Below are 14,956 nucleotides of genomic sequence, written 5' to 3' on the forward strand. Positions count from 1 at the left end.
ACCGCTGCCCGTGGAACCGTCGGTGTCCGACCTGTCGATGTCGGAACCGTCGGGGTCCGACCTGCCGCCGGCCGAGCCCCTGCTGGCGGCCGCCGGACTGAGCCGCGCGTTCGGCCAGGTCCGGGCCGTCGACGACGTCTCCTTCACGCTGCGCGAGGGCGGCTCCCTCGGCATCGTGGGCGGCTCCGGCTCCGGGAAGACCACCACCGCCCGGATCGTCGTCGGCCTCGAACGGGCCGACGCCGGGGAGGTACGGCTCCGCGGCCGGGCCCGGTCCACCGGGGCCGGGACCCGGGGCCGGGCGGCCCGCCTGGCCCGGGCCCGCGAGGTGCAGATGGTCTTCCAGGACCCCTATCTGTCCCTCGACCCCCGGACCAGCGTCGAACGGGTGCTGCGCGAAACCCTGCGGCTGCACTTCCCGGACCGCGATCCCGCGCCCCGGATCGCCGAACTCCTCGACCAGGTCGGCCTCGGCACACGCTTCGCCGACGCGCTGCCCCGCGCCCTGTCCGGCGGCCAGCGCCAGCGCGTCGCCATCGCCCGGGCGCTCGCCGTCGAACCCGCCGTGCTCGTCCTCGACGAAGCGGTCGCCGCACTCGACGTGTCGGTGCAGGCACAGATCCTCAACCTGCTCGCGGACATCCGCGAACAGACCCCGATCGGCTATCTGTTCATCACCCACGATCTCGGCGTGGTCCGGTGCGTCACCGACGAGGTCCTCGTCATGCACCACGGCCGCGTCGTGGAGTCGGGCGCCACCGCGGACGTGCTCGCCGCGCCCCAACACCCGTACACCCGGCTGCTCCTGGACTCCGTACCGCGCCCGGGCTGGGACCCGGCCCGGATCGCGGCGGCCCGCCAGGAGCTGTCGTCCGCCCGGACCGTCCCGCCTACCGAGCCCCTCCCTCGTACCCAGCCCCTCCCTCGTACTCAGACCCCCACTCGTACCCAGGAGATTCGATGAGCACAGGTTCGACGAACACCGGTTCCACGGGCCCCGGTTCCACGGGTGTCGGCCCCCTCGGCATGAAGCGGCGGGGCTTCCTGCTCGCCGCCGGTGCCACCGCCGTCGGCGCGGCCCTCGCGACGACGACGCCGGGCAGCGCCCGGGCCGCCACCGCGGCCGGATCTGCCGGCGTCTTCCGCGTCCCGGTCGAGGACACCCGGCACACCCGCACCTGGATGGCCTGGCCGGACAGCACCTCGATCTGGGGCAACAAGCTGAGCGGCGTCCAGGCGGACATCGCGCTGATCGCCCGGACGATCGCGAAGTACGAGCCGGTCGTGATGTGCGCCAACTCCGGCAGCGCCGCCAAGGCCCGCTCGCTGTGCGGCTCCACGGTCACCGTCATCAGCTCGGTCCCGGTCGACGACTGCTGGATGCGCGACTCCGGGCCGGTGTTCCGCACCGGCGGCGGCGGCGGACTCGACGTCGTCGGCCTCAACTTCAACGGCTGGGGCAACAAGCAGACCCACGCCAAGGACGCCCTGGTCGCCGAGCGGGTCGCGGCCTGGGCGGGCGTGCCGTTCACCCGTGCCGCCCTGGTCGGTGAGGGCGGTGCCATCGAACAGGACGGCGCCGGAACGCTGATGGCGACGCGCAGCAGTCTGGTGAACCGCAACCGGAACCCCGGAATGACGGAGCGTCAGCTGGAGACGGCGATGTGCGCGGCGTACGGCGCCTCCAAGGTCATCTGGTTCGACGGCGTCGTCGGTCAGGACATCACCGACGACCACGTCGACGCCACCTCGCGCTTCCTCGCCCCCGGCGAATCCCTCACCCAGATGCCGCTGAGCACGGACGCCGACGTCTACGCCCGGGACGCGCGCCAGCAGTTCAACGCCCTCGCGGGCGCGACGACGTCCACCGGGCAGCGGATGGACGCCATGAAGCTCCAGGGCCCCGACTACGACAAGATCCGGTCGACCAACCGGGACTTCCTCGCCTCCTACGCCAACTTCTACCTCTGCAACGGAGCCGTGATCAGCGCCCACTTCGGCGACACCCGCGCCGACCAGGCGGCGAAGGCGACGCTGGCCCGGCTGTACCCGGGCCTGGTGATCGAGCAGCTGAACATCGACCGGCTCGGCACCGGCGGCGGCGGTATCCACTGCGTCACCCAGCAGCAGCCCGTCGCGTCCTGATCGCGCCCCTCGCCCGACCCAACTTACCCGCGAGTATTGACAGTTGGTCAGTTCCTGGCTTCCAGTGGCTGTGCACCATTCCGACCAGGAGCACACACCACGGGGGGCGACCGGAGCATGACCGACCCTGAGCGCGGCACAGCACCCGAGTACGACGTCGTGATCGCCGGAGCCAGCCTCGCGGGCTGCGCTGCGGCGATCCTCCTCGCCCGGCGCGGGGTCCGCGTCGCGCTCCTGGAGCGCCGGTCCGATCCGGCGGCGTACAAGGTGCTGTGCACCCACTCGATCCACGCCGCCGCCTATCCGGTGCTCGCGGAGCTCGGCCTCGCGGCCGCCCTGGAGGAGGCGGGAGCGGTCCGCAACACGTCTTACTGGTACACCCGTTGGGGCTGGATCGAACCGCGCCCCGGGCCGGGCGGGGCCGAGCTGCCGTACGCGTACAACGTGCGGCGCAGCACCCTCGACCCGCTGATCAGGTCGCGGGCGGCGGCCACCGAGGGCGTCGACCTGCTGCTAGGGCACCGGGTGACCGGGCTGCTCAGGGACGGTGCCGGGCGGATCTCGGGGGTGAGCGCGGGAACGCCGGACGGCGACGTCGAGATCAGGGCCCGCCTGGTGGTGGGAGCCGACGGCAAGGACTCGGCGGTGGCGAAACTCGCCGGGGTCGCCGAACGGCGCCACGAGAACCGGCGGTTCGGCTACCTCGCCCAGTACCGCGACCTGCCGCTCAAGGGCGGGGTCGGCCGGACCTGGTTCCTGGAACCCGACATGGCGTACGCCTTCCCGAACGAGGACGGCATCACCGTCCTCGCCCTCGTCCTCGACCGTCGCACACGGCTCGCCGCCTTCCGTGAGGACCTGGAAGGCAGCTTCGACGCCTTCCTCCGCGCCCTGCCGGAGGCGCCGCCCATCGACTCCGCCGAACGCGTCTCGAAGATCATCGGCATGATCGACCACCCCCTCATCACCCGCGCCCCCACCGCACCCGGGCTCGCCCTGATCGGCGACGCGGCCCTCACCGGCGACCCGCTGTGGGGCGTCGGCTGCGGCTGGGCCTTCCAATCGGCCGCCTGGCTCGCCGAGTCGACCGCCCCCGCCCTCCTGAGCCGGACCGATGCCGGCCCGGCCCCGCTCGACCGCGCCCTTGCCCGCTACGCCCGTACCCACCGCCGACAGCTCCGCCCCCACCAGCAGATCGCCGTCGAGTTCGCCTCGTCCCGGCCGTTCAACGCGATGGAGCGCCTGATGTTCTCCGCGGCGGTCCGCGACCCGTGGTCGGCGCGCCACATGCACCGCTTCGCGATGCGCCTGATCGGCCCGCTGGGCTTCCTGAACCCGGTGGCGGTGGCACGGGCCGCGTACATCAACCTGACGCATCGGGCGGGACGGACGCCGGAGCCGGTAGGGGTCACGGGGGCGCGCTAGGGTCGCCGGAGGCGGAGCGGGCGCCCACCGGTGGTGGTCGGCCGCCGGGACGGCACGAGAGCGGGGTACGGACGATGAGCCAGGCGGACGCGGAGCCGGGCCCGGACCCGGACCCGGACCCGGACACGGGCCAGGAGCCCGACCGCGATGCCCGCCCGGTGACCGGCACCCTCCACCACGTCGAGCTCTGGGTGCCCGACCTGGAGCGGGCCGTCGTGTCGTTCGGCTGGCTGCTCGAAGCCCTCGGCCACACCCTCCACCAGAGCTGGAACGGGGGCCGCAGCTGGCGCCTCGGCGCCACGTACCTGGTCGTCGAGGAGTCCCCGGCCCTCACCGCCGCCACCCACGACCGCTGCCGCCCCGGCCTGAACCATCTGGCCTTCCACATCGAGGACCGCCCCACCCTGGATGCCCTCACCGCCGAGGCCCGGCAGCACGGCTGGACCCTGCTCTTCCCCGACCGTCATCCGCACGCGGGCGGCCCGGGGACGTACGCGGCCTACCTGGAGAACACGGACGGCTTCGAGGTCGAACTGGTGGGCCCGCCGGACGCCTGAGCGCACAGCGGCCGGTCGGTGACCTGTCTGGGCGCGGCTCAGGCGGGGAGGGCGAGGAGGAGCAGGGGGTCGGTGGTGGGCCGGGGGGAGCCTCCGGCGGGTTCGAGGGTGAGGCCGACGGCGCCCGCGTCCGCCGGATCCCCGGCGAGCAGGACGGTCCCGTCGTGCTCGATCAGCCCGGCCGGGAGCATGGTGCCGTCGTGATCGAGCCACAGCTGGTACGTCTTCCCCGCGCCGGGCGCGGGCAGACCGGCCGCGGTGAAGACGGCCCTGTTCTGCCGGTCGGACGCGACGACGGTGGTCAGGGCCCCGTTGGCGGCCTTGCCGTGCACGGTACGGGCGTCCGGGGCCGCCAGGACGGCGCTGACCGCGTCGAGCTGCCCCTCGGCCTGCTCGGCCCGCCGCGCGAGGTCGTCGCCGTGCTGGGTCTGCCACACCGCGACCCCGCCCAGTACGGCGGCGGCCACGCTCGCGGCGAGCGCCAGCGGCACCGCGCGGCGCCGGAGGATGCCACCGACGGCGGCCGCCTTCCCGGAGGCGGCAGGGGAGGCGGGGCCGGAGCCGGGGCCGCGGCTGGTGACGCGCGGCGGGAGCTGCCGTACGCCGTCGACGGCCGCCATGACGTGGGCCTTGGCCGCGGCGGGCGGGGCCTGGGCGACGGCCGCGGCGAGCCGCGCCGTGGTGGCCGCGAACTCGGCCGCCTCCTGCCGGCATGCCTCGCACGACTCCAAGTGGGCGGCGAATTGCGCGCGTTCGCTGTCGTCGAGGGCGCCCAGGGCGTAGGCGGCGGCAAGGGTGTGGGTGTCGTGGTCGTGGTGTCTCATGTGGTCACCCCCATGCAGTCGCGGAGCCGGATGAGCCCGTCGCGCATGCGTGTCTTGATGGTGGGAAGAGGCGTGCGCAGGGTTTCGGCGACCTCACGGTAGGTCAGCCCCTGGTAGTAGGCGAGGGTCACGGCCTGCCGCTGGAGCTCGGTCAGTCCGCGCAGACAGCGCCGTACCTGTTCGGAGGCGAGCCGCGTCTCGACCTGCTCGGAGACCTCGTCGAACGCGGTGGTGTGCTCGCGGGCGGCCTGCGCCTGCTCGCGGTCGGCGGCGGCCTGGGCGGAGCGGACCCGGTCGACGGCCCGGCGGTGGGCGATGGTCGCCGCCCACGTCCGGACGGAACCGGCATCGGGCCGGTAGCGGGCGGCCTGGCGCCACAGGTCGATCATGACCTCCTGGGCGACCTCCTCCGACTGGGCCCGGTCGCGCACGACTTTGAGCACGATGCCGAAGACCAGAGGGGCGAGGGCGTCGTACAGGCCGGAGAACGCCTGCTTGTCGCCGTGCGCGACCTGCCGCATGACGTCGGCGAGTTCGCCGCCGTCGGTGCTGCCGCTGTCGCTGCCGTTGTCGCTGCCTCCGGCTTCGGCGGGGCGGCCGGTGCCGATCGGGCTCGGTGGGTTCACCCGCGCCGCTCCGGTCGTGGGGAGTACGCGAAGGGGCGGCCTCGACCGGCCGTCGGGGGGCGGGGCATCCATGTCATGCCGCTCCTTGTGTCGTCGCTGTTGCGCTGTCGCTCGGTGGCCAGGGTGGTCCGGCACCGGCACCGGGAACGGCCGGGCGGGGCGCGTCCGTGCGGGTGCCACCTGTTCTTCGTAGCGGACGGCCGTACGGATGGGTGGCACATCCGTGACGGGTTACGGGTGACGGGTGACTGGTGGTGGGTGACTGCTTGCATGGGTCGCGAGGCGCCCGACGGGGACGCGTCCCGTCGTCCCCGCCTCGGGCCTTCTCGGCCGGACGGCAACGCGGGCGATCGGATTCACTCGTTCGGTAGACGGACCAATCCGCCGGGCGGGGTGGAGCCGAATCCCGGGTGTGAGCAGCTTCCGCAGCAGACTCGTCCGCGCCGGACTCGGCGCGTCGGCCGGACTCCTGGCCGCCTTCACGGCGCTGGCCGTGGCCGAGCTGGTGGCCGGACTCGTACGGCCCGCGGCGGGGCCGGTGACGGTCGTCGGGGGTGCGGTGATCGACCGTACTCCGGCCCCGGTGAAGGACTTCGCGATCCGCGCCTTCGGGGAGAACGACAAGGCCGTCCTGCGACTCGGGATCCTCGCCGTCCTCGCTCTGTTCGCCCTCGTGCTGGGTGTCGTCGCCCTGTCGCACCGGCGCGTGGGCGCGGCGGGCGTGCTGCTGTTCGGGACGGTCGGAGCGGCCGCCGCCCTCGGCAGGCCCGACTCGGCCGGTTTCGGCGACGTGCTCCCCTCGGTCGCCGGAGCCCTGGCCGGAGCCGTGGCCCTGTACGTCCTCGCCACGCGAGCGGCGCCGGACCCCGTCCCGGCCGGGACGGGCGGGGCGAGCCGCCGCGGGTTCCTCCGGGCGGCGGCGTTGACGACCGCGGCGGCGGCCACGGCCGGTGCGCTCGGCCGGATCCTCGTCGAACGGCGGAGCCGGGGAGCCGTCGCCTCGCGCGACGGCCTGCGGCTGCGGCTGCCCGAGCCGGCCTCCCCGGCGCCCGCCCTCCCGGCGGGGGTGCGGCCGAAGGTGTCCGGCCTCTCGGCCTTCACCACCCCGAACGCCGACTTCTACCGCGTCGACACCGCGCTGACCGTGCCCAAGGTCGATGCCGGGAGCTGGCGGCTGCGGATCCACGGCGAAGGCGTGGCCCGGCCGCTCACCCACACCCTCGACCAGCTCCTGGCGCGGCCGCTCATCGAACGCGACCTCACCCTGACCTGTGTCTCCAACGAGGTCGGCGGCCCGTACGCGGGTACCGCCCGCTGGCTCGGCGTACCCCTCGCCGAGCTGCTGCGGGAAGCCGGTGTGGTTCCCCCGTCGCTGGGCGGGAGGGCCGATCAGCTGGTGGCGCGCTCGGTGGACGGCATGACGCTCGGCACCCCGGTCGAGGAGGTGATGGACGGCCGCGACGCGATGCTCGCGGTCGGCATGAACGGCGAGCCGCTGCCCTTCGCGCACGGCTTCCCGGTCCGCATGCTCGTGCCCGGCCTGTACGGCTATGTCTCGGCGTGCAAATGGATCACCGGCATCGAGCTGACCACGTTCGCCGCGTACGACCCGTACTGGGTGAAGCGCGGCTGGGCCCGCCGGGCGCCGGTCAAGACCCAGTCCCGCATCGACACCCCCAAGCCCTTCGCCCGCCCGGCCGCCGGCCCCGTCACCGTCGCCGGGGTCGCCTGGGCCCAGCACCGCGGCATCACCCGGGTCCAGCTCCGCGTCGACGACGGACCGTGGCAGGACGCGGACCTGGCCGCCCGGGCGGGCGTCGACACCTGGCGCCTCTGGTCGTACCGCTGGCACGCCACCCCCGGCGGACACCACCTCACCGTCCGCGCCACGGACGGCACCGGCGAGCCACAGACCGAACGCCGCACCCGGACCATCCCCGACGGAGCGAGCGGCTGGCACAGCGTCTTCGTCACCGTCACCTAGCCCCCAATCCCCTTCCCTTCTCCCTTTTCTCTCAAGGCACTTCCTCAAGGCACTTCAAGGAGCCCGTCATCATGACCAGGACCACGACCAAGGCCACGACCAGGACCGAGGAAACGACCCCGGCCAGGAACACCCGGAGGATCCGCCGCACCGCCCTCGCCGTCGCGGCGGTGAGCCTGCTGCCGCTCTCGCTGGCCGCGTGCTCGACCTCCGACGGCGACACCCAGGCCGCCGCCTCGGCGAGCGCGACGAGCGCGGCGGGCGCCACCGCGTCCGCCCCGGCCGCCGACCAGCCCTTCGGCCCGGCCTGCGCGGGCGTACCGAAGGAGGGCGCGGGCTCCTTCGACGGCATGGCCAAGGACCCGGTCGCGACCGCCGCGTCGCACAACCCGGCCCTGTCCACCCTGGTGACCGCGGTCAAGCAGGCCGGACTCGTCGACACCCTCAACAACGCCCAGAACATCACGGTGTTCGCGCCGACCAACGACGCCTTCGCCAAGATCCCGAAGGCCGACCTGGACAAGGTCCTCTCCGACAAGGCCACCCTGACCAAGATCCTCACCTACCACGTCGTCGGCCAGAAGCTCACCCCGAAGCAGCTGGAGAACGGCTCCTTCGAAACCCTCGAGAAGGGCATGCTCACCACCAAGGGCTCCGGCGAGAACTACACCGTCAACGACACCTCCAAGGTCGTCTGCGGCGACGTCAGGACCGCCAACGCCAACGTCTACATCGTCGACACGGTCCTCATGCCGAAGTGACCCCACCTCCACGGCCTTCGGCCACCGCCCTCGTAGACGAGGCCGGTGGCCGAAGGCCGTGGAGGAGTCCTCGCTCCGGGTGAGGCAGGGGGTTGGGCGGATCAATCCGCGTGCTCCTCGGCGGGACCGTCCGGCATCATCGCGGGATGATCGGCAATCGGATCACTCATCGCATCGCGGACGGCGTCCGTGTCCCCGGAACCTGGCGTCACGCGTTCATATGCAACGGCGGTACGTACTTCCTCACCGACCTCCTCATCTACGCCGACGGCGTCGTCGACTGCTGGGACCTGGTCACGCTCGACGAGTTCGAGAAGAAGCTCCGCAGCGGGTGGGTGGCCACCAGGCTTCCCGACGGCGGTCTCGCGTCCGCCCACCACCTGGGTTCGTGGACCTTCGGGGAGCCGGAGACCTGGCTCACCCCCGAGCTGCTGCTGGCCGAAGTCCGGGACACCGTCGACGAGTTGAACGGCCGACCCGATTCCACCGGCCGCTGTCTGGCGGCCGTGGACGTGTTCCTCGCCGAGCGGACCGAGGAGAACCGGGCCGCGGCCAGGGCCGCCTATCTGGCCGTCCCGGAGACCGTGCGGCACTGCGCCCTCGGCGACATGGACCGCAAGGACCGCCCCCTCCAGGTCCTGGTCTCGGGCCCGGGCGGGCGCCTCCCCGGGCGACCGGGCACGCGGGTGTCGCGGCGGGAGTACGACGAGGCCGTCGGGTACTTCGAGGAGCGGGCCCGACGGCTGGCCGAGGCCCCTTCCCGGGTGCCGGCGGACGGGGCGGTGAACTCCCTCGCCCCCGCGCTGAAGCTGCCCCACTCGTACCCGCAGCGCGCGCTCGAACACCCCGACAAGCGGGCCCTGCGCAACGACTACCCCACACCCATCGCCCTGGACGACACCACCTACCCCTCGGTGGCGCACGCCTACTGGGCACAGTCCGTCGCCGACCCGGAGACCCGTAGCGCGGTCGCGGCCGCGGAGACGGGCGCGAAGGCCCAGACCCTCGCGGCCAAGGCGGCGCGACGGGAGGGCTGGGACCGCACCCGCACCGCGGTCATGTCCCGCGCGCTGCGCGCCAAGTACGCGCAGCACCCCGAGCTCGCCGCGGTCCTGCTGGCCACCGGGGACGCGACGCTGATCTACGACGACGCGGACTCGTCGTTCTGGGGCGACAACGGGGGCCGGGGCCGGAACTGGATGGGCCGCCTGCTGGAGCTCGTCAGGTCCGAACTGGCCGAGTGTTCCGCGTCGTCCGACCGCACCTCATGAGGCTCGGCCGTCGCCGGTCGCCCCGCCCGCAGCTCTCGCCGCAGGGCGCGGAGCGCGGTGCGTTCCTCGGCGCGGCGGCGTAGCCAGGCGCGCCGTCGTGTGCGGGTGCGGACGAGGAGCAGGGCCAGGGCGAGGAGGCCGGTGACGGTGAGGGCGGCGATCAGCCAGGGGAAGCGGGAGAGCCGGACCGGGTCGCTGCGCACGGTCTTCGTCGCGCCGCCGGGGACCGTGGCGGTCACCGAGGCGGTGACCGTGCGGCGGCCGAGGGCGGGGAGGTCGGCCAGGCGGCCGGTGAGGGTGGCGCTGCCGCCGGGGATCACATAGATCCCGGTCGGGGTGAGCGGCACGGTGTGCGGGGAGCCGCCGCCGGTGATGTCCAGGGTTCCGGCGAAGGTGTAGAGGACGTTGCCCGTGTTGCGTACGGTCACGGTGAACTCCTCGCCGTCTCCCGCGGGCCGGTGGCGCAGCGCGGTGAGGGAGACCTGGAGGTCGGCGGTGCCGGGGACGGTGAGTTCGACGAGCCGGGCGATCCGGGTCTCGGTGTTCACCCCGCCGCTGACCGCGGGGGTACGGAGTGCGGTGACCAGGCTGCCGAGATAGCTGCCCGGCGGGGTGCCGACGGGGACCGTGAGGGAGAAGCGGACCGTGGCCCGGCCTTTCGGCCGTACGGTGACCGTGTTCCCGGAGTCCAGCGTCAGCCAGGCTCCGACCGCGCTCATCCGCCCGCCTTCCTGCGCGGGGGCCAGGCCGCCGCCGGTCGCCTGGGTGACGTCGGCGCCGTACACGTGGAAGGTGCGGGTCTCGTCGCTGTCGTTGCAGACGACCGCGGAGTCCTCGATCCGGGCGCCGGCCTTCAGCGCGTAACCGAAGTGCCCGCCGGTCAGCGTCGTCAGACCGTACAGCCCGGCCCGTACACCGAACTGCCCCTCCGCGGTCGGCCCCGCCGGCGTCGGCAAGGGCGCGGGGACCGGTGCCGCCCGCGCGCCGGGCGCCGGAGCGAGCACGAGGGCCGCGAGGAAGAGACCCCACAGGAGGCTCCACGGGGCGGGAACGCGTGCCCGGCGGGCGGCGCCGGGGGCGCGCAGACGGTCGGTCATGGGATCAGCCGGTGATCGTGTACTGGAGGGTGCCGCGGTACGCGCCGGGGACGGTCTCCGCCGGGATGTTCCACTGCGCCGTCGACCCGTTGTGGGTGAAGGTGCCGCGGGTGCCGCCGTCGCCGGTCGCCATCGTCAGGGCGGGGGAAAGGCTGGTGCCGGGTCGCGGGTTCGCGCCCGCGGGGAACTGGCCGCCCGGGCCGGGCCTGGCGATGCCCGTCCACTGGCCGCCGGTCCCGTCGAGGTGTCCGCCGGTCGTGATCCTCAGGTTCTGCCACCCGATGGTGTCCGTGCCGCTGACCAGGTCGCTGGTGGCGACGGTCACCGACCAGGGGGCGGTGGTGGAGAGGGTGTCGGTGTACGTGAAGGTGCCGAGCCCGGCCGGATCGCTCACCGTGCCGGGGGTCAGGGTGCCGAAGTTCACCGCCGGCAGGTTCACGTCCAGCGACAGGACACCGGGGGCCTTGGCGACCCGCACCGCCATCGACTGGGCTGTGCGCCTCGGCGTGGAGGTGTTGAGGAGCACCTGGGCCGCGACGCCCACGGCGGCGGAGGAGGCCACCAGGTCGGGTTTGCCGTCGGCGTTCAGGTCTCCGACGGCGTACGCCCCGGCTCCGCCGGTCCGCGTGTCGTAGCGGGGTCCGGCGGCGCGGAAGGTGCCCGCGCCGTCGCCGAGCAGGACGGTGGGCCGACTGTCGGGGCCGTTGCCGGTGACCAGGTCCGGCTTGCCGTCCGAGTCGACGTCGGTGATGGCCACGCCTTCGAGGGCGCTGCCGCCGACCGGGTGGGTGACCGGCGCCCCGAAGGAACCGTCGCCGTCGCCGAGGAAGACGGTGATCGTCCGGTCGGTGTGCGCGACCGCCACGTCCGGCCTGCCGTCGCCGCTCACGTCGCCGACGGCCAGGGCACGCCCGAGGAACACGCTGTCGGCGAAGCGGGTGGCCGGGCCGAGCCGGCCCTTGCCGTCGCCGAGGAGGACGGAGATGTCGGACGTACCCGCGTTCACGGTGACCACGTCGAGCCTGCCGTCGCCGTTCACGTCCCCGGTCCGCAGACCGGCGGGGCGCAGCTGCCCGGCGGAGTAGCCGCTCGGCCGGCCGCCGCCGACGTAGTAGTTGCTCGCGGTGCCCAGGGCGCCGGTGCCGTCGTTGGTCCACACCGAGACGTTGTCGCCGTTGGTGTTGGCCGTCAGCACGTCGGGCCTGGTGTCGCCGTTCATGTCGGCCACCGTGATGTCCGCGGGGAACATGGCGTTCGTCGACGGGTTGACCAGCGTGGGCGCGGAGTAGGAGGTGGCCGGGGCGAAGCCGCCCCTGCCGTCGCCGAGCAGCTCGACGACGCTGCCCATGCTTTCCGTACCGTGCTGGGTGGGCTGCTTGGTCAGGGCGGCGGAGACGACCGCGTCCAGCCGGCCGTCGCCGTTGAGGTCCGCGAGGGCGACCGCCGTCGGGAAGGTGCCGGTGCCGAGCCCGAACGGGGCGCCGGGCCCGAAACCGCCCTTGCCGTCGCCGAGCGCGGCCACCAGCGTGTTCGATCCCTTGACCGCGGTGACGAGGTCGGTCCTGCCGTCGGCGTCGAGGTCACCAAGCGCGACGGCGGTGCCCTTCCCGGAGCCCGCGGGCAGCGGGACGGCGGCGGCCCCGCCGAACGAGACGGTGGGAGAGGAGACGGTGGGAGAGGAGACGGTGGGGAAGGAGACGGTGGGGAAGGAGACGGTGGGATCCGGTGCGGCCTGGGCGGCCGGTGCCAGGCACAGCCCGGCCACGAGCGCGGCCGCCGAGCCGAGCACGAGCCCGGCTCCGCGAGGTGTGGAAATCTTCAACTTACCTGCCCCTTGGGGAAGTCGGGGCACGCCGACGGGAGGATCGGCCTGCGAGGGTGTGAGGGGAGTCGGATGCAGTCAACACGGCGGCGGCGCGGAAGTTCAGTGGATGTCCCACCAGTTCCGGGGCCGGTCCGCGGGCGTGGACTGGTGGTTCCTACGACCGGCCGTTCCTCGCCCGCGCGCACACCACGCGGTGGAACGTCCGCGCGGCATCGGGCGCCGGGCGCCGGGAGCCCGGCAAGATCGGCAAGACATCCCCTAGAGTGCGCGTGTGGCGTCGTACAGCATTGGGCAGGCCGCGCAGCTGCTCGGAGTGAGTTCGGAGACCGTCCGCCGGTGGGCCGACGGGGGCAAGCTGGCCATGACGCGCGACGGGGGCGGCCGGCGAGTCATCGAGGGCGTGGCCCTGGCCCGCTTCGCTGAGGAGCGGGGTGCCGGGCTGCACGCCGTGCCCGAGGACGACGTGTCGACGTCCGTGCGGAACTCCTTCGTGGGGATCGTGACGGCGGTCCGCGTCGACGACGTGGCCGCGCAGGTGGAGGTCCAGTCGGGGCCGCACCGGCTGGTGTCCCTGGTGACCCGCGAGGCGGTCGAGGATCTGGCGCTCGCGGTCGGCGTGACGGTGACGGCCCGGGTCAAGTCGACGAGCGTCCACATCGACCTGCCCTGAGGCGCCCGGGGCGACTGAGGTCCCTGGGGCGTCCGAGGCTCCCGACACACCCGAGGCGCCCGACGCACCCGCCGCACCCCCGAGGCGTCAGCGGCAGAGCAGCGCGGCGCGCAGGTCCAGCCGGTCGTCGAGGCGCGACAGGTCGCGGCCGGTGAGGGTCTCGATGCGTTCCACGCGGTAGTGGACCGTGTTGACATGGATGTGCAGGGCCTCGGCGGTCCGCGTCCAGGAGCAGTCGTGCGCCAGGAAGACCTCCAGGGTCTCCAGGAGCATGGCGCCCGACCCCCGCCCGGTTCTCGTCAGGGGGCCGAGGACGGTCTCGCGGTAGACGTCGCGCACGTGGACGGGGATTCCGGCGAGGAGCATCTCCAGTCCGTCGAGGTCACGCAGCCGGGCGACCTGCACTGCCGACGGCGCGGCGGTACGGGTCCCGGCGAGGGCGTAACTCGCCTGCGCGAGGGCGGTGTTCAGTCCGGTCGCGGCGACGGGTTCGCTCAGGCCGATGCGCCAGGTGCTCCCCGGCCGACAGGACTGGATCAGGTGCGCGATCTGCCCCAGCCGGTCCGTCGACAGGTCCGTCGTTTCCTGTGCCGACGTCTGTGTCGTGCCGTCGAGCGGCTCCTGGTCGTGCGCGACGACGGCCGTCGCCACGTCGTCGTCCCCCAGGGCGACGGCGAACACCGTGGCCGGCAGATGTCCGAGCGCCTCGGTGAGCGCGGCGACACCGTCGGCGCCCGCGTTGCCGTTCGGTTCGAGCGCGGCGACGACGACCGTGTAGGCGGGGTGGCCGTCCAGTCCGCAGGTGGACAGCGCCTGGTGGAGGCTGCCGAGGTCGGTGCGGGACGTGCCGACGGCCTCAAGGAGCCGGGCGGCCGCGCGGCCGCGCCCGGCCCGTTCCCGGTCCTGTCGGCGGCGGTGCCGGCCCAGGAGTTCGGCTATCTCCTGGAGGACCCTCGGGGGGACCTGGCCCTCCTCGGGCAGGTGCAGATACCAGGTGTCGAAATCGGTCCCCTCGGCCTCGATCCGCAGCGTCGTGCCCCGGGTACCGGCCAGTGCCGCCCTCGCTTCGCGCGGGGGGAGTTCCGGCGTGTCGCCGGTGCGGGCGACGGTGCGGCCCGAGGCGGTGAGGAGGTGACAGGCGGGCGCGCCGAGGTGGGCGAAGGCGCGGTCGAGGAGTTCCCCCGCCGTCGCGCGGTGCTCCAGGGCGCGGTCGAGGTCCAGGCGGACGTTCTCCGGCAGGGCGTGGTGGTCGGCGGGATGACGGCTGAGGTCGCCCCACTGGCGCAGGTACACGGCTTCGGTGACGGCCCGGAAGCTGGTGTGCGGCGGTACGGACAGGAGCGGCACGCGATGCCTGCGGCAGGCGTCCACAAGTTCGCGCGGCACCTCCCCGTGGGTCTCCTCCCCGGCCAGCAGCGCCACGGCGCCCGCGTGCCGCAGGGCGGCGACGAAGCGGTCCGTCTTGGCGGCGGCCCCGTCGCGGCTCCACCAGACGAGTCCGCTCAGTACGACCTCGCCGGCCTGCAGGAAGCGCGCCGGGTCCTCCAGATCGGTCGCGGTGACCCCGGCGATCTCCTGGCCGAGGAGCGTCTCGTCGCCCCAGACGAGGGAGAGGTCGAGACGGTCGAGGCGGAGGAGGTGGTCGACATGCATGCGGGGCTCCTTGCGGGTCACGGGCCGACGCCCGCACTCACATACACGAGGTAGATGTGAGTCGTTGCATCGTAAGTGCCTAAGGTCAGGCGCAAAATGCCTCTTGGTTGAACCTCCA

At 73.6% G+C, this 14,956-nt stretch carries 12 protein-coding genes; 8 read left to right on the forward strand and 4 right to left on the reverse strand.

Annotation, left to right across the window (positions count from 1 at the left end; genetic code table 11):
* Positions 1 to 37 precede the first annotated feature (37 nt).
* From ACIPXM_RS08835 to ACIPXM_RS08850, 4 genes are all read left to right on the forward strand, one after another.
* Positions 38 to 964 (forward strand): ABC transporter ATP-binding protein, encoded by a 927-nt coding sequence (locus tag ACIPXM_RS08835; protein ID WP_401653695.1) that lies wholly within the window; start codon positions 38 to 40, stop codon positions 962 to 964.
* A gap of 62 nt (positions 965 to 1,026) precedes the next feature.
* The gene (locus tag ACIPXM_RS08840) at positions 1,027 to 2,145 is read left to right on the forward strand and encodes an agmatine/peptidylarginine deiminase (protein ID WP_401653697.1); all 1,119 of its coding nucleotides are present in this window, start codon (positions 1,027 to 1,029) and stop codon (positions 2,143 to 2,145) included.
* A 117-nt stretch (positions 2,146 to 2,262) separates the two neighbouring features.
* Complete coding sequence (locus tag ACIPXM_RS08845) at positions 2,263 to 3,570, forward strand: NAD(P)/FAD-dependent oxidoreductase (protein ID WP_401653455.1); 1,308 nt, start codon at positions 2,263 to 2,265, stop codon at positions 3,568 to 3,570.
* 74 nt (positions 3,571 to 3,644) lie between these two features.
* A complete protein-coding gene (locus ACIPXM_RS08850) occupies positions 3,645 to 4,127 on the forward strand; it encodes a VOC family protein (protein WP_401653457.1) in 483 nt (160 codons plus the stop codon).
* Between the two features lie 38 nt (positions 4,128 to 4,165).
* Here ACIPXM_RS08850 and ACIPXM_RS08855 read toward each other — a convergent pair whose 3' ends face one another.
* Positions 4,166 to 4,951: an anti-sigma factor gene (locus ACIPXM_RS08855; RefSeq protein ID WP_401653459.1), complete on the reverse strand. Its 786-nt coding sequence runs from the start codon at positions 4,949 to 4,951 to the stop codon at positions 4,166 to 4,168.
* On the reverse strand, positions 4,948 to 5,649 hold the full coding sequence (sigK, locus tag ACIPXM_RS08860; RefSeq protein ID WP_401653460.1) for an ECF RNA polymerase sigma factor SigK: 702 nt from the start codon (positions 5,647 to 5,649) through the stop codon (positions 4,948 to 4,950). The genes ACIPXM_RS08855 and sigK overlap by 4 nt, the downstream gene beginning before the upstream one ends.
* A gap of 331 nt (positions 5,650 to 5,980) precedes the next feature.
* Between sigK and ACIPXM_RS08865 the strand changes: the two genes are divergently transcribed.
* From ACIPXM_RS08865 to ACIPXM_RS08875, 3 genes are all read left to right on the forward strand, one after another.
* Positions 5,981 to 7,561, forward strand: coding sequence for a molybdopterin-dependent oxidoreductase (locus tag ACIPXM_RS08865; RefSeq protein ID WP_401653699.1), 1,581 nt, complete (start codon positions 5,981 to 5,983; stop codon positions 7,559 to 7,561).
* Positions 7,562 to 7,632: 71 nt separating this feature from the next.
* On the forward strand, positions 7,633 to 8,322 hold the full coding sequence (locus tag ACIPXM_RS08870; RefSeq protein ID WP_401653462.1) for a fasciclin domain-containing protein: 690 nt from the start codon (positions 7,633 to 7,635) through the stop codon (positions 8,320 to 8,322).
* 146 nt (positions 8,323 to 8,468) lie between these two features.
* Positions 8,469 to 9,593: an NADAR family protein gene (locus tag ACIPXM_RS08875; protein WP_401653464.1), complete on the forward strand. Its 1,125-nt coding sequence runs from the start codon at positions 8,469 to 8,471 to the stop codon at positions 9,591 to 9,593.
* Between the two features lie 1,101 nt (positions 9,594 to 10,694).
* Here the strand turns inward: ACIPXM_RS08875 and ACIPXM_RS08880 are convergent.
* The gene (locus ACIPXM_RS08880; protein WP_401653466.1) at positions 10,695 to 12,512 is read right to left on the reverse strand and encodes an FG-GAP repeat domain-containing protein; all 1,818 of its coding nucleotides are present in this window, start codon (positions 12,510 to 12,512) and stop codon (positions 10,695 to 10,697) included.
* A 274-nt stretch (positions 12,513 to 12,786) separates the two neighbouring features.
* Here ACIPXM_RS08880 and ACIPXM_RS08885 point away from each other — a divergent pair, with 274 nt between their 5' ends.
* Positions 12,787 to 13,185, forward strand: coding sequence for a molybdopterin-binding protein (locus ACIPXM_RS08885; RefSeq protein WP_401653468.1), 399 nt, complete (start codon positions 12,787 to 12,789; stop codon positions 13,183 to 13,185).
* A gap of 87 nt (positions 13,186 to 13,272) precedes the next feature.
* On the opposite strand, the gene ACIPXM_RS08890 is transcribed toward ACIPXM_RS08885, so the two are convergent.
* Positions 13,273 to 14,838, reverse strand: a complete 1,566-nt coding sequence (locus ACIPXM_RS08890; RefSeq protein WP_401653470.1) for a PucR family transcriptional regulator — start codon at positions 14,836 to 14,838, stop codon at positions 13,273 to 13,275.
* Positions 14,839 to 14,956: the final 118 nt, after the last annotated feature.

This window comes from Streptomyces sp. NPDC090025 (assembly GCF_044748125.1).
Classification (GTDB): Bacteria; Actinomycetota; Actinomycetes; order Streptomycetales; family Streptomycetaceae; genus Streptomyces.

Excerpts from the sequence above, each read along its gene's own strand:
- ACIPXM_RS08845 (WP_401653455.1), top strand. The coding sequence starts at position 2,263 with ATGACCGACCCTGAGCGCGGCACAGCACCCGAGTACGACGTCGTGATC.
- ACIPXM_RS08850 (WP_401653457.1), top strand. The coding sequence starts at position 3,645 with ATGAGCCAGGCGGACGCGGAGCCGGGCCCGGACCCGGACCCGGACCCG.
- sigK (WP_401653460.1), bottom strand. The coding sequence starts at position 5,649 with ATGGATGCCCCGCCCCCCGACGGCCGGTCGAGGCCGCCCCTTCGCGTA.
- ACIPXM_RS08875 (WP_401653464.1), top strand. The coding sequence starts at position 8,469 with ATGATCGGCAATCGGATCACTCATCGCATCGCGGACGGCGTCCGTGTC.
- ACIPXM_RS08840 (WP_401653697.1), top strand. The coding sequence starts at position 1,027 with ATGAAGCGGCGGGGCTTCCTGCTCGCCGCCGGTGCCACCGCCGTCGGC.
- ACIPXM_RS08835 (WP_401653695.1), top strand. The coding sequence starts at position 38 with ATGTCGGAACCGTCGGGGTCCGACCTGCCGCCGGCCGAGCCCCTGCTG.
- ACIPXM_RS08855 (WP_401653459.1), bottom strand. The coding sequence starts at position 4,951 with ATGAGACACCACGACCACGACACCCACACCCTTGCCGCCGCCTACGCC.
- ACIPXM_RS08870 (WP_401653462.1), top strand. The coding sequence starts at position 7,633 with ATGACCAGGACCACGACCAAGGCCACGACCAGGACCGAGGAAACGACC.
- ACIPXM_RS08890 (WP_401653470.1), bottom strand. The coding sequence starts at position 14,838 with ATGCATGTCGACCACCTCCTCCGCCTCGACCGTCTCGACCTCTCCCTC.